The following is a 12,301-nucleotide window of genomic DNA, read 5'->3' as shown; positions in this document are numbered from 1 at the left end:
TGCCTGGACTTCAAGGCTTCCAGTGCCTGTCCTGGCTCTTTGCCGCTCCTACAGGAGTGTGCATTCCCCTGTAGGAGCGGCCTTGTGTCGCGAAAGGGCCGCAAAGCGGCCCCTGGATTTCAGATCAATCGTTGAAATCACGCCAGCCGCCCATTTCCTTCCAGCGGTTGACGATGCCGCAGAACAGCTCGGCCGTCTTCTCGGTGTCGTAACGCGCCGAGTGCGCTTCACGCCCGTCGAAGTCGATGTCGGCGCTCTGGCAAGCCCGCGCCAGTACCGTCTGGCCATACGCCAAGCCTGCCAGTGTGGCGGTGTCAAAGCTGGAGAACGGGTGGAATGGGTTACGCTTCAGGTCATTGCGCGCCACTGCCGCATTGAGGAAGCCGAGGTCGAAACTGCTGTTGTGGCCAACCAGAATCGCCCGTTTGCAGCCATTGGCCTTGAGCGCCTTGCGCACGCCACGGAAGATGTCGGTCAGCGCGCTTTCTTCGCTGACCGCCATGCGCAGTGGGTGGTCCAGCTTGATGCCGGTGAATTCCAGCGCGGCCGCCTCGATATTGGCGCCCTCGAACGGTTCCACCCGATGGAAATAGGTGTGCTCGGGGAACAGGAAACCCTTCTCGTCCATGCCGATGGTGACGGCGGCAATTTCCAGCAGAGCGTCGGTAGCGCTGTTGAAACCACCCGTTTCAACGTCCACCACTACTGGCAAGTAGCCACGGAAGCGCTCGGCCATCGGGTGACGCGAGCCACTGCTGCCTTGGGCGTCCAGGTCGTCTTCGTAGAGGTCTTCGCTCACGCGTTTTCCTCCAGCAGGCGCCAGCGCAGTTTTTCACCGGCGCGCAGCGGGACTACGGTTTGCTCGCCAAAAGGCAGGCTGTCTGGGGCTGTCCATTCTTCGCGGACCAGCGTAATGGTGTCGGTGTTTGCCGGCAGGCCGTAGAAGGCCGGACCGTGCAGGCTGGCGAAGCCTTCCAGCTTGTCCAGTGCGTTACGTTGCTCGAACGCTTCGGCGTACATCTCGATGGCCGCATAGGCGGTGTAGCAACCGGCACACCCGCAGGCGGCTTCCTTGGCATGACGGGCGTGAGGTGCCGAGTCGGTGCCGAGGAAGAACTTCGGGTTACCGCTGGTAGCCGCGTCCAGCAACGCCACCTGGTGGGTGTTGCGCTTGAGAATCGGCAGGCAGTAGAAGTGCGGGCGAATGCCGCCGACCAGCATGTGGTTGCGGTTGTAAAGCAGGTGCTGGGCGGTGATGGTCGCACCAACGTTGGCCGGGGCCTCGGTGACGAACTGCGCGGCATCGCTGGTGGTAATGTGTTCGAAAACCACTTTCAGCGTTGGGAAACGCTCGACCACACGGCGCATATGCTCATCGATGAAGCGCTTTTCGCGGTCGAACACGTCGATCTCGCTGCGGGTCACTTCGCCGTGCACCAGCAGTGGCATGCCGACTTCCGCCAGCGCCTCGATGGCGGGGAAGATGTTGTCGATGCTGGTCACGCCTGAATCGGAATTGGTGGTGGCGCCGGCCGGGTACAGTTTGGCCGCGTACACGATGCCGCTGGCCTTGGCCGCACGCACGTCCTCGGGGCTGGTGCGGTCGGTGAGGTACAGCACCATCAGTGGCTCGAAGCGGCTGCCAGCCGGGCGGGCGGCCAGGATGCGCTCACGGTAGGCGCCAGCCTCGGCGGCATTGCGCACCGGCGGAACCAGGTTGGGCATGATGATGGCACGGGCGAAGGTACGCGCCACATCGCCAACGGTGTGGGGCAGGACGGCACCATCGCGCAGATGGATGTGCCAGTCGTCGGGGCGCAGGAGGGTCAGGCGATCGGACATTGGGGATTCCAGGCGGGTCGAACTCAAGCCCCAATCGTACCGGAAAACCCTGGGGCGAGCACGGCTATCAAGTTTTCCGGGCGGCGTCCGATAGCCTGCAGGTAAGCCGTCAGAATTTGTGGAGCCGCCCGTGCGCCAGCGTTACCTAGCCCTGTTGACCCTGTTCGCCAGCCTGCCGGCCGGCGCACTGACTTTCCAGACGCGCATGGAGAACATCGCCTGGAAGGTCGAGGGTGATCAGTTCGAATGCCGCCTGATCCAGCCGATCGAAGGTTTCGGCAGCGGAGAGTTCGTGCGCCGGGCAGGTGAGCAGCCAGTGTTCCAGCTGCGTTCGGACAGCAACGTACTGGGGGCAGGTACCGCCAGCCTGCTGGCGGCGGCGGCGCCATGGCAGCCTGGACGTGGTGATATCAACCTGGGCAGCGTGCGCATGGCCCGTACCGGTGTGCTGTTCAGTTCGTCCCAGGGCCAGGCCAGCCGCCTGATAAACGGTCTTCTCGACGGGCGCAGCACAGTGGTGCGCAATTACGCCGGTGAGGCCGGCAGGCCAATGGAGGTGCGCGTGCTGCCGGTCAGCTTCGCCAAGGCCTACAGCGACTACCAAGCCTGTGCCGGCAAGTTGCTGCCGATGAACTTCGACCAGGTTCGCCAGACCCAAGTAGGCTTCCCGGGGGGCGGCACCGAGCTGGATGCGTCGGCGCGTGCACGGCTGGATGTGATCCTGGATTACATGAAAGCCGACCCGACGGTGAACCACATCGAGCTTGACGGCCACTCTGACAACAGTGGCAACCGGCTGACAAACCGTGACCTGTCACGCCGGCGCGCGCTCGCGGTGGCCGATTACTTCAAAGCCCATGGCGTGGCGGAAGAACAGATCATCGTGCGCTTCCATGGTGAGCAATACCCATTGGTGAAGAACAACAGTGCTGCCAACCGGGCGCGTAATCGACGGGTGAATATCGAGCTGGATCGGGTTACGGTAGTTGTGAAACCGGTGGAGAAACCTGCCGAAAAAGCCCCTGAACCAACTGCATTAGCGCCAGCTGCCAAGTAATCTGCGCGCCTGTCGGGAATTGATCGCTGCTACAGGCGCCGTCGCCCTTGCGAAAGTTCCTGTCGCTTTGTCGTCAGAAGCTGTCGCCCCACTGTAAATTTGTGCGCAAGGCCGTTAGAATCGATGCCTTTCCGTACAACCCCGTGGAGTGATGGCATGGCGGACGTAAAAAAGGTCGTACTGGCGTATTCCGGCGGCCTTGATACTTCGGTGATTCTCAAGTGGCTGCAGGATACCTATAACTGCGAAGTGGTGACCTTCACCGCTGACCTGGGTCAGGGCGAAGAGGTCGAGCCGGCCCGTGCCAAGGCCCAGGCAATGGGCGTTAAAGAGATCTACATCGACGATCTGCGCGAAGAGTTCGTGCGTGATTTCGTATTCCCGATGTTCCGCGCCAACACCGTCTACGAAGGCGAGTACCTGCTGGGTACTTCCATCGCCCGTCCGCTGATCGCCAAGCGCCTGATCGAAATCGCCAATGCAACCGGTGCTGACGCCATTTCCCATGGCGCCACCGGCAAAGGCAACGACCAGGTACGTTTCGAGCTGGGTGCCTATGCGCTGAAGCCAGGCGTCAAGGTCATCGCTCCATGGCGCGAGTGGGACCTGCTGTCCCGCGAGAAACTGATGGACTACGCCGAAAAGCACGGCATCCCGATCGAGCGTCACGGCAAGAAGAAGTCGCCGTACTCGATGGACGCCAACCTGTTGCACATCTCCTACGAAGGCGGTGTCCTGGAAGATACCTGGACCGAGCACGAAGAAGAGATGTGGCGCTGGAGCGTCTCGCCCGAAAACGCCCCAGACCAGGCTACCTACATCGAGCTGACCTACCGCAACGGTGACATCGTTGCCATCGACGGCGTCGAGAAATCCCCGGCCACCGTGCTGGCCGACCTGAACCGTATTGGTGGTGCCAACGGCATCGGCCGCCTGGACATCGTCGAAAACCGTTACGTCGGCATGAAGTCGCGTGGCTGCTACGAAACCCCTGGCGGCACCATCATGCTCAAGGCCCACCGTGCCATCGAGTCGATCACGCTGGACCGCGAAGTTGCTCACCTGAAAGATGAGCTGATGCCGAAATACGCCAGCCTGATCTACACCGGCTACTGGTGGAGCCCGGAGCGTCTGATGCTGCAGCAGATGATCGACGCTTCGCAGGTCAACGTGAATGGCGTTGTGCGCCTGAAACTGTACAAGGGCAATGTCACCGTGGTTGGCCGCAAGTCGGACGATTCGCTGTTCGATGCCAACATCGCCACCTTCGAAGAAGATGGCGGCGCCTACAACCAGGCGGACGCTGCCGGCTTCATCAAGCTCAACGCGCTGCGTATGCGCATTGCTGCCAACAAGGGCCGTTCGCTGCTCTGATTGCTGGCTTGTGCAATAAAAACCCCGGCTCAGGCTGGGGTTTTTTTATGCGCGAAGAATATTCAAGGCATTGAGCTGGAGTGGTTCGCAACATCGTCCTCAAGTGCACTGATCGACAGTTGCGCACACTGGCGTTTTTCCAGGTTGTAAAAGCGCCAGGTTCGCGTTGGCACGGGCGGTTGGGCAAGTGCATGCAAGAGTTGTTGCTCCATCAAACGATAGGCGTCCGGGCCGGAGAACATGAATGTGACCGGTTCGCCCTGAACCACTTCATGTTTATCATCGGCCATGGCGGGTGTGGCCACACTGTTCGGCGCTGGCGTATTGTCGTGTGTGGATCTGTTGGGTGAAGGGCTGTAGAACGACTTGTAATTGAAGTTGAGCGTCAGAAAAAACAGTGCCGTCAGAAAGAATGGAAAGCCTACCAGGAACCAGGTGTAGAGCTTCTGGCTGGATTCGCTAAGAAACGGCAATGTGGCAAGTGCGGAGGCTTCGATAATCCCCGCGAAGATGGCAATGATCGTCAGCGGGGCGACAGGTTGAGCTTGGGGCATGTGGGCCGTCTCCTGCGGTTTCGCCCATCTTTACCTCACGCGAGTACTCAACTAAAGACAGGAGTGTTTTCCGAGGGCGGAATAATCGCCATTACGCATCGTTGCTTTGCTTTTTCAACATGTTTGCTCTGGCGTTTCTTCGGCTTAAGCTCAGTTTTCAACTGGTGCGTTTTTGCAGGTGGGTGATACCTTCAATCCAGGTGACAAGGTATTTGCTTGTTACAGTCATAGTCGTGATGTGTAGGAAATTTCTGTAAGCGTTGTAAGTTTTGTCTGTCCATGAGTTTCGCCGGGAAATCACCGCGCCAGCAAGCGCCCTGTCGGTTATCTTGGCGTGCCAAAGCAATAACAATGAATGGATATCGCATGAATAAAGTGCTTATCGTGGATGATCACCCGGTCATACGCCTGGCCGTACGCATGCTGATGGAGCGGCATGGGTATGACGTTGTGGCGGAGACCGACAATGGGGTGGCTGCGCTGCAGCTGACTCGGCAACACCTGCCGGATATCGTGGTGCTGGATATCGGTATACCGAAACTGGATGGCCTGGAGGTGATCGCCCGCATGGCCACCTTCAGCCCGGGCAGTAAGGTACTCGTGCTGACGTCGCAGGCCCCCGGCAATTTTTCGATGCGTTGCATGCAGGCGGGGGCGGCAGGTTACGTGTGCAAGCAGCAGGAGCTTACCGAGCTGCTTAGCGCCATCAAGGCCGTGTTGTCGGGTTACAGCTATTTCCCCAACCAGGCGTTGCATGCGTCACGTGGCAGGGGCGCAGCTAGCGAGGCGGATATGGTCAATCGCCTTTCGGCGCGTGAAATGACGGTGCTGCAGCAACTGGCGCGGGGGCGTTCGAACAAGGAAATTGCCGACAGCATGTACCTCAGCAACAAGACGGTCAGTACCTACAAGTCGCGGCTATTGCTCAAGCTCAATGCGCGCTCGCTGGTAGACCTGATCGAGCTGGCGCAACGGCAAGGTCTTAGCTGATCGCCAGGCCTGGAAGCCTCCCGCCAGGAGGCTTTGCCAGGGCTGCATGTCCTACAGGTCGTAGTCGAAATCGGCCAGCTGCTTTTGCAGGCGCCGTTCTTCCAGCATGTTGTCGATGGTGCGGCGTTTGCTCAGGTTGGTCTTTGCGGTTTCTACCTGGGGCTCCGCGTCATCGTCTGCGGCAACAAAATCATCTTCGATCGACAGGTCGTCTTTGTCGGTACTCATGAGTCGCTCCAAGCCAAGGGGCCATTGGCCGTCCTTATAACCAGAAAGCAGACGCTGGTAAAAAAGATTTTTTCAATCGTCAAGCGTGGTTTCTAGCTATCGGCTCAATCGTCGGAGGTTTTGTGCTTGTACTCGCACAAATCTTCGATCCTGCAACTGCCGCACCTTGGCTTGCGCGCCTGGCACACATAACGTCCGTGCAGAATCAGCCAGTGGTGGGCGTCTAACAGGTAATCTTTTGGTACGAACTTGACCAGTTTCTTTTCCACTTCCAGCACCGTTTTGCCTGGCGCAATTCCCGTGCGGTTACTCACCCGATAGATATGGGTATCCACTGCCATGGTCGGTTGACGGAATGCGGTGTTGAGGACCACGTTGGCGGTCTTGCGGCCCACGCCAGGCAGCGCCTCCAGCGCTTCACGGGTTTGCGGTACCTCGCTGCCGTGGCGCTCGATCAGAAGCCGGCAGGCTTCTATGACATTCTTGGCCTTGCTGTTGTAAAGCCCGATGGTCTTGATGTACTCGCTAAGCCCTTCAACGCCCAGGGCATAGATGGCCTCGGGGGTGTTGGCGACGGGGAACAGGCGCGCTGTGGCCTTGTTGACGCCGACGTCGGTGGATTGCGCGGACAGCGTCACGGCGACCAGCAGTTCGAACGGGGTGGTGTAGGCCAGTTCGGTCTTCGGGTCGGGGTTGTCTTCGTGCAGCCTGCGAAAAATCTCCAGGCGTTTGGCGGCATTCATGAAATCAGAGCTTTCCTTGACGACGTGGGTGGGCTGAGCCCGGACGCAAGCGATTGTACAAGGCCAGCAGCAGTCCGAGCAGTAGCAGGGCGCCGGGGGCCAGGCTGGCCAGGTGCAGGTCGGCAAAATGGGCCAGCCATTGGCGGCTGGCGCCAAGCAGCAGGCAGCTGGCAAACACCGCGCCGAGGTGCACGGCGAGTACGCGCCAGCGCTGTTGGTCCGGCAGCAGGAGGTCGCAGGCCAAACACTGCAGGCACAACAAGGCGGGATAGAAGCCGAGCGCCAGTGCCAAAGGCAGCGACCAGGCAAGCAGTGCCATTTGCAGGCAGCAGGCCAAGGCGGCCAGCAACAGAAGGCTGGCCAGCGCGTAGGCCCAGCTGGCCAGACGCGGACGCAACGGTGCCAGCAACAGTTGGTGCATGCCCCCCATCACTACCGCACACAATCCGATGGTGGCGCCCTCGGTCAGGGTGCGGGTGGCGCCCAGCATGGGCACCAGGCTTACGGCCAGCAGGCAGAATCTATTCATGCGTGGCGTTCTCCAGCAGTACGCTGCGCTGCTCGTCAAAATAGCTCAGCGCCTCCTGCAATGCGGCGATCACTGCCCGCGAGGTCACGGTCGCGCCGGCCAATTGGTCAAAGTCGCCGTGGTCCCGCTTCAGCGCCCAGTGGTCGTTCAATTGGCGGTTTTCGAACTGCCCCAGCCAGTGCAGTTGCGGGTCGCCTACGCGTGCCCCCAGCCCAGGGCTTTCCTGTTGTTCGACCACCTGGCTGCCGATCAGCCGGCCGTCTGTGGCGATGGCAACACTCAGCACAATCGGCCCGGCATAGCCTTGGGTTTGCGTGACCAGGATAATAGCGCTTGGCTTGCCCGCCAGCGTGGCACGGTAAGCCGCCAGGATGTGGCTGTTGGGCCGCTGTGCGGCGGGCCTCGGTAGCGGGTTGTCCAGTGGCTGGTTGTCAAAACTGCCCTCGGGCAGCACTGCCAGGCGTTGGCGGCTTTGCAGTTGCTTCTCGGCGCTGGTGATGGCTGGGCCGGTCCAATGCCGCCACGCGAAAGTGGCAGACACTGCCAATACGCCAGTCAGCAACAGCAGGCCCACATCATGTGCCAGGCGCTTCATCGGGTAGCCTGCTGGCGCTGCGTGGCCAGGCGCTCGAGCGTCGGCGCCACAAGGTTCATCAGCAAGATGGCGAACGCAGTGCCATCCGGGTAGCTGCCCCAGGTACGAATCAGGTAGATGAGCAGCCCTGTTCCCAGGCCGAAGCACAGCCTGGCCCATTCGTTCCTGGGGCCGGAAACTGGCTCGGTGGCAATGAAGAAGGCTGCCAGCATGGTCGAACCGGAGAACAGGTGCAGCAAGGGCGAACCATTGGAGTCCGATCCCGAACCGTTCCAGCCCAATAAACTGAATACGAACAGCCCTGCCAGCAAGCCCGCCGGCGCATGCCAGCTGATTACCTTGCGCTGCAACAAGAACAGGCCACCGAGCAGGAATGCCAGGTTGACCCATTCGCTTCCTGCACCGCCAATGCTGCCGAAGCCCGGATGGCTGGCAAACAGCTCGTCGATGGTCAGGCTGCGGTTGTGGCGCAAGCCGTCGAGCAGGGTTGGCCGGGCCCAGGCATCGACCTGATCGCCCCCGGCGAACACTTGCTGCAGGCTGTCGAGCAAGCCCGGGGCCGGCCCTGGCCAATGGTTCATCTGCAACGGAAAACTCAGGAGCACAAAGGCATATCCGACCATGGCCGGGTTGAACAGATTTCGCCCAACCCCACCAAAGGCCTGCTTGCCGATGCCGATGGCAGCACTTGCCGCGATCACCGGCAGCCACCATGGGGCGAGCGTGGGCAGGGCGGCCGCCAGCAGCACGGCGGTCACCAGTGCACTGCCATCGTTTAGCGCCGTGCTGGGTGATTGGCCGCGCAACGCCAGCAGCGCCGCTTCGCACAGGAGTGCCGCACTGGCACACAGCAACAGGTTCACCAGCATGCCCCAGCCATGCAGCCATAACAGCGTCAGAAGGCCGGGCAAGCAGGCCAGCAAGACCAGGCCCATGCTGGTACGTAGCCGCGGGTCGGGACTGTTGATCATTGGCCGAACATTCCGTTGAAACCGGAAAATGCCATGGCCATTACCCCGGCGCCGATCAATTCGATGGGCAGGCCGCGCAGTACACCAGGGATGTCGGCATGGGCACTGCGTTGGCGCAGATCACTGAACACCATCAGCGCCAGCCAAAAGCCTCCTCCTGCCAGCAAGGCTTGCAGCAGCGTGGCTGACCAGGGGCTGTCGTCGCTTGCCTGCTGCAGGCCCAGCCCCAGCGCCAGGGCATTGCTCGACAGCAGCGCTGGTAACCCCACTACGGGCCAGGCCGGGCGCCACTTGGCCATTAGCCAGGGCAGGCCCCAGGCAAGCAGTGCCAGCCAGGGCAACAACAGGAACAGAGCAAGATCATGGATGTGCAGCGGGGCAAGTACCCCGCGCAGCAGCAGCTGTGCGCCGATCACGCCCAAGGCGATGCACAGCGCACCAGCCAGCCCGTGTACATGCAGATGCGGCCTGGAGAAAGGCTGTTGCAGGAGGCACAGGTGATTGACCAGCGCGGCGCTTATCAGGACCAGGATGTAGTCATTCATGAGATGAAGATAGCCGGGAATCGGGAGGGACGGCCGGCAATCGAGGTACAGAAAGAACTGCCCCGGCACGAGGGCCGGGGCAGAGGGGTTACTTGATGCGCTGGCCTGGCTTGGCGCCGCTGTCTGGGCTCAGCAGGTAGATTTCTTCACCGCCAGGGCCGGCAGCCATGACCATGCCCTCGGACACGCCAAAGCGCATCTTCCGTGGCTTGAGGTTGGCTACCATCATGGTCAGGCGGCCTTCCAGCTTGGACGGGTCGGGGTAGGCCGACTTGATGCCGGAGAACACGTTGCGGCGTTCGTCACCGATGTCCAGGGTCAGTTGCAGCAACTTGTCGGCACCTGCCACGGCTTCGGCCTTGACGATCAGCGCCACGCGCAGGTCGACTGCCGCGAAGGTATCGAACTCGATCTCCGCCGACAGCGGGTCCTTGGTCAGCTCGCCATTGCCCGCTGGTGCCTTGGCTTGCGTAGCCAGCAGGTCTTCCTTGCTGGCTGCGACCATGGCTTCGACCTTGGCCGGCTCGATACGGCTCATCAGGGCCTTGAACGGGTTCAGGGAGTGGTTTTCCAGGCGCGACAGGTGATCGCTCCAGGTCAGCGGGGCAACGTTGAGGAAAGCCTCGGCGTCAGCGGCCAGCACTGGCAGCACCGGCTTGAGGAAGATCACCAACTGACGGAACAGGTTGATGCCTTGGGCGCAGATGGCCTGTACTTCATTCAGGCGGCGATGGCTTGCCGGGCTGCCTGCCCCGGCTTGATTCCTAATGCCGCAAACGTTTGCGGATCAATATCGATCCAGCATGCGACCACCAGACGTCCGTCCACCTGCTTCGGCGGGCCTGCGCGGTGCGCGTGTATGCCGATCCGGCGGAACAGCCGCTCCATGCTCGCGAACGTCACGCCGATCAGCTGCCGCGCGCCGAGCTGCGCCGCGCATTCGACCACGGCCGCGAGCATCGGCCGCACGGCCCACTCGGCATTGCCCGACCCGCCTTCGTCGTCGGTCGCCGCGAACCTGGACAGCTCCCAGACGGCCGCCGATTGCGGCAGCGGCATGTCTGCGGCGATCAGGTCGGCGAACAGCGACTGCAGCAGATACGGGCGCGTCGTGGGCAGCAGGCGCGCACATCCGCACACGTCGCCGCCGGCATTTCGCGCGAACACGTACACGGTATCGTCGCGATCGAACTGGTCGCGCTCGAAGCTTTCGTTCGCCGACGGGAGCTCCCAACCGAGTTGTTCGACGAACACGCGGCGCCGGTAGCGCCCGAGATCCGCTGCAAGTTCGTGTGGTAACCGCCCTTCTTCGTGAACGAAGGTCCGCATCCTGCTTGCCTTCCTGTTTGGCCAGCGACCACGGGGCCTTGTCGGCGATCCAGGCGTTGGCGCGGTCGGCCAGCGCCATGATTTCGCGCATGGCGCGGCCAAAATCACGGACTTCATAGGCTTCGGCGATGGAGGGTGCGGCCGTCAGGAAGGCTTCGGTCAGCTCAGGCGCGGCATCACCGCTTACCATCACACCTTCGTTGCCCTTGTGGATGAAACCTGCGCAGCGGCTGGCAATGTTGACCACCTTGCCGACCAGGTCGGAGTTGACCTTCTGCACGAAGTCTTCCAGGTTCAAGTCCAGGTCGTCGACGCCACGGCCCAGCTTGGCTGCGTAGTAGTAACGCAGGTATTCCGGCTGCAGGTGGTCAAGGTAGGTACGGGCCTTGATGAAGGTGCCGCGCGACTTGGACATCTTGGCGCCGTTGACGGTCAGGTAGCCGTGCACGTTGACCGCGGTCGGCTTGCGAAAGCCCGCGCCTTCGAGCATGGCAGGCCAGAACAGGGCGTGGAAGTTGACGATGTCCTTGCCGATGAAGTGGTACAGCTCGGCCTTGGAGCCTTCGCTCCAGAAGGCGTCGAAGTCCAGCTCCGGGCGGCGTGCACAGAGGTTCTTGAAGCTGGCCATGTAGCCGATTGGCGCATCCAGCCAAACGTAGAAGTACTTGCCCGGCTCGCCCGGTATTTCGAAGCCGAAGTACGGCGCATCGCGGGAGATATCCCACTCCTGCAGGCCGGAGTCCAGCCATTCGGCCAGCTTGTTGGCTACCGCGTCCTGCAGGGTGCCGCTGCGGGTCCACTGCTGCAGCATGGCCTGGAAGTCGGGCAGCTTGAAGAAGAAGTGCTGGGAGTCACGCAGTACCGGTGTGGCACCGGAGATCGCCGACTTGGGGTTTTTCAGTTCGGTGGGTGCGTAGGTGGCGCCGCATTTTTCGCAGTTGTCGCCATACTGGTCTTCGGCCGCGCACTTGGGGCAGGTGCCCTTGATGAAGCGGTCGGCGAGGAACATACCCTTTTCCGGGTCGAAGTACTGGGTCACCGAACGGGTGGCGATGTGCCCGGCTTCACGCAGGCGCGTGTAGATCAGGCTCGACAGCTCGCGGTTTTCTTCGCTGTGGGTCGAGTGGAAGTTGTCGAAGTCCACCAGGAAGTCGGCGAAGTCGCTGCTGTGCTCGGCCTGGACATTGGCGATCAGCTGCTCCGGTGTGATGCCTTCTTTCTCGGCACGCAGCATGATGGCGGAGCCGTGGGCGTCATCGGCGCAGACGTAGATACACTGGTTGCCGCGCATTTTCTGGAAGCGGACCCACATGTCTGTCTGGATGTACTCGAGCATATGGCCTAGATGGATCGATCCATTGGCATAGGGCAGGGCGCTGGTGACGAGAATCTGACGTGGCTCGGACATGGTGGCTCGGCTACTTATCTGGCTACGGGGTAAAAATGAGGGTGATCGGCCACTATAAAGGGCTGGCGAAGATATTTCACCCCGCAAGCGCATCTGCTGACGATTGACGGGTTAGGATAGGCGCCTGTTTTACATT

General features: G+C 61.3%; 13 protein-coding genes and 2 pseudogenes. 3 read left to right on the top strand and 12 right to left on the bottom strand.

The genetic code is table 11. The annotated features are described in order from the left end of the window. Positions 1-124: 124 nt before the first annotated feature. Together rnt and pyrC are read right to left on the bottom strand one after the other, a co-directional pair. Complete coding sequence (gene rnt / locus ACNQP3_RS23050; protein ID WP_225917480.1) at positions 125-736, bottom strand: ribonuclease T; 612 nt, start codon at positions 734-736, stop codon at positions 125-127. Between the two features lie 59 nt (positions 737-795). Continuing rightward, positions 796-1,842, bottom strand: coding sequence for a dihydroorotase (pyrC, locus tag ACNQP3_RS23045; protein ID WP_012273882.1), 1,047 nt, complete (start codon positions 1,840-1,842; stop codon positions 796-798). 130 nt (positions 1,843-1,972) lie between these two features. Between pyrC and ACNQP3_RS23040 the strand changes: the two genes are divergently transcribed. Continuing rightward, positions 1,973-2,899, top strand: coding sequence for a flagellar protein MotY (locus tag ACNQP3_RS23040; RefSeq protein ID WP_060493332.1), 927 nt, complete (start codon positions 1,973-1,975; stop codon positions 2,897-2,899). Positions 2,900-3,055: 156 nt separating this feature from the next. After that, the gene (locus ACNQP3_RS23035) at positions 3,056-4,273 is read left to right on the top strand and encodes an argininosuccinate synthase (protein ID WP_060493331.1); all 1,218 of its coding nucleotides are present in this window, start codon (positions 3,056-3,058) and stop codon (positions 4,271-4,273) included. Between the two features lie 62 nt (positions 4,274-4,335). Here the strand turns inward: ACNQP3_RS23035 and ACNQP3_RS23030 are convergent, their stop codons facing one another. Continuing rightward, positions 4,336-4,827, bottom strand: a complete 492-nt coding sequence (locus tag ACNQP3_RS23030) for a hypothetical protein (RefSeq protein ID WP_060493330.1) — start codon at positions 4,825-4,827, stop codon at positions 4,336-4,338. 366 nt (positions 4,828-5,193) lie between these two features. Between ACNQP3_RS23030 and ACNQP3_RS23025 the strand changes: the two genes are divergently transcribed. Continuing rightward, complete coding sequence (locus ACNQP3_RS23025) at positions 5,194-5,817, top strand: response regulator transcription factor (RefSeq protein WP_012273878.1); 624 nt, start codon at positions 5,194-5,196, stop codon at positions 5,815-5,817. A gap of 51 nt (positions 5,818-5,868) precedes the next feature. On the opposite strand, the gene ACNQP3_RS23020 is transcribed toward ACNQP3_RS23025, so the two are convergent. The 9 genes and pseudogenes from ACNQP3_RS23020 to metG (ACNQP3_RS22980) form a co-directional block, all read right to left on the bottom strand. After that, positions 5,869-6,045 carry a PA3496 family putative envelope integrity protein gene (locus ACNQP3_RS23020; RefSeq protein ID WP_012273877.1) on the bottom strand — a complete coding sequence of 59 codons (177 nt, stop codon included), beginning with the start codon at positions 6,043-6,045 and terminating at the stop codon, positions 5,869-5,871. Positions 6,046-6,149: 104 nt separating this feature from the next. Continuing rightward, positions 6,150-6,788, bottom strand: coding sequence for an endonuclease III (gene nth, locus ACNQP3_RS23015; RefSeq protein WP_012273876.1), 639 nt, complete (start codon positions 6,786-6,788; stop codon positions 6,150-6,152). A 4-nt stretch (positions 6,789-6,792) separates the two neighbouring features. Further along, on the bottom strand, positions 6,793-7,317 hold the full coding sequence (locus ACNQP3_RS23010; RefSeq protein ID WP_060493329.1) for a hypothetical protein: 525 nt from the start codon (positions 7,315-7,317) through the stop codon (positions 6,793-6,795). After that, positions 7,310-7,912: an RnfABCDGE type electron transport complex subunit G gene (locus tag ACNQP3_RS23005; RefSeq protein ID WP_060493328.1), complete on the bottom strand. Its 603-nt coding sequence runs from the start codon at positions 7,910-7,912 to the stop codon at positions 7,310-7,312. The genes ACNQP3_RS23010 and ACNQP3_RS23005 overlap by 8 nt, the downstream gene beginning before the upstream one ends. Next, the gene (locus tag ACNQP3_RS23000; RefSeq protein WP_060493327.1) at positions 7,909-8,883 is read right to left on the bottom strand and encodes an RnfABCDGE type electron transport complex subunit D; all 975 of its coding nucleotides are present in this window, start codon (positions 8,881-8,883) and stop codon (positions 7,909-7,911) included. Before ACNQP3_RS23000 ends, ACNQP3_RS23005 begins: the two co-directional genes overlap by 4 nt. After that, positions 8,880-9,428: an Rnf-Nqr domain containing protein gene (locus ACNQP3_RS22995; protein ID WP_012273872.1), complete on the bottom strand. Its 549-nt coding sequence runs from the start codon at positions 9,426-9,428 to the stop codon at positions 8,880-8,882. The genes ACNQP3_RS23000 and ACNQP3_RS22995 overlap by 4 nt, the downstream gene beginning before the upstream one ends. Positions 9,429-9,516: 88 nt before the next feature. Continuing rightward, positions 9,517-10,149 (bottom strand): annotated as a pseudogene (gene metG / locus ACNQP3_RS22990) (methionine--tRNA ligase subunit beta); the annotation flags it as partial. Beyond that, complete coding sequence (locus tag ACNQP3_RS22985) at positions 10,149-10,757, bottom strand: acyl-homoserine-lactone synthase (RefSeq protein WP_131949441.1); 609 nt, start codon at positions 10,755-10,757, stop codon at positions 10,149-10,151. The pseudogene metG (ACNQP3_RS22990) and the gene ACNQP3_RS22985, both read right to left, overlap by 1 nt. Beyond that, positions 10,756-12,165 (bottom strand): annotated as a pseudogene (metG, locus tag ACNQP3_RS22980) (methionine--tRNA ligase); the annotation flags it as partial. The pseudogene metG (ACNQP3_RS22980) and the gene ACNQP3_RS22985, both read right to left, overlap by 2 nt. Positions 12,166-12,301 lie beyond the last annotated feature (136 nt).

The sequence above is a fragment of the Pseudomonas sp. LFS074 genome (genome assembly GCF_047978165.1).
GTDB lineage: Bacteria > Pseudomonadota > Gammaproteobacteria > Pseudomonadales > Pseudomonadaceae > Aquipseudomonas > Aquipseudomonas putida_P.
The sequence above is the reverse complement of the archived record's forward strand: the minus strand, read 5'-3'. Positions and strand labels throughout refer to the sequence as shown.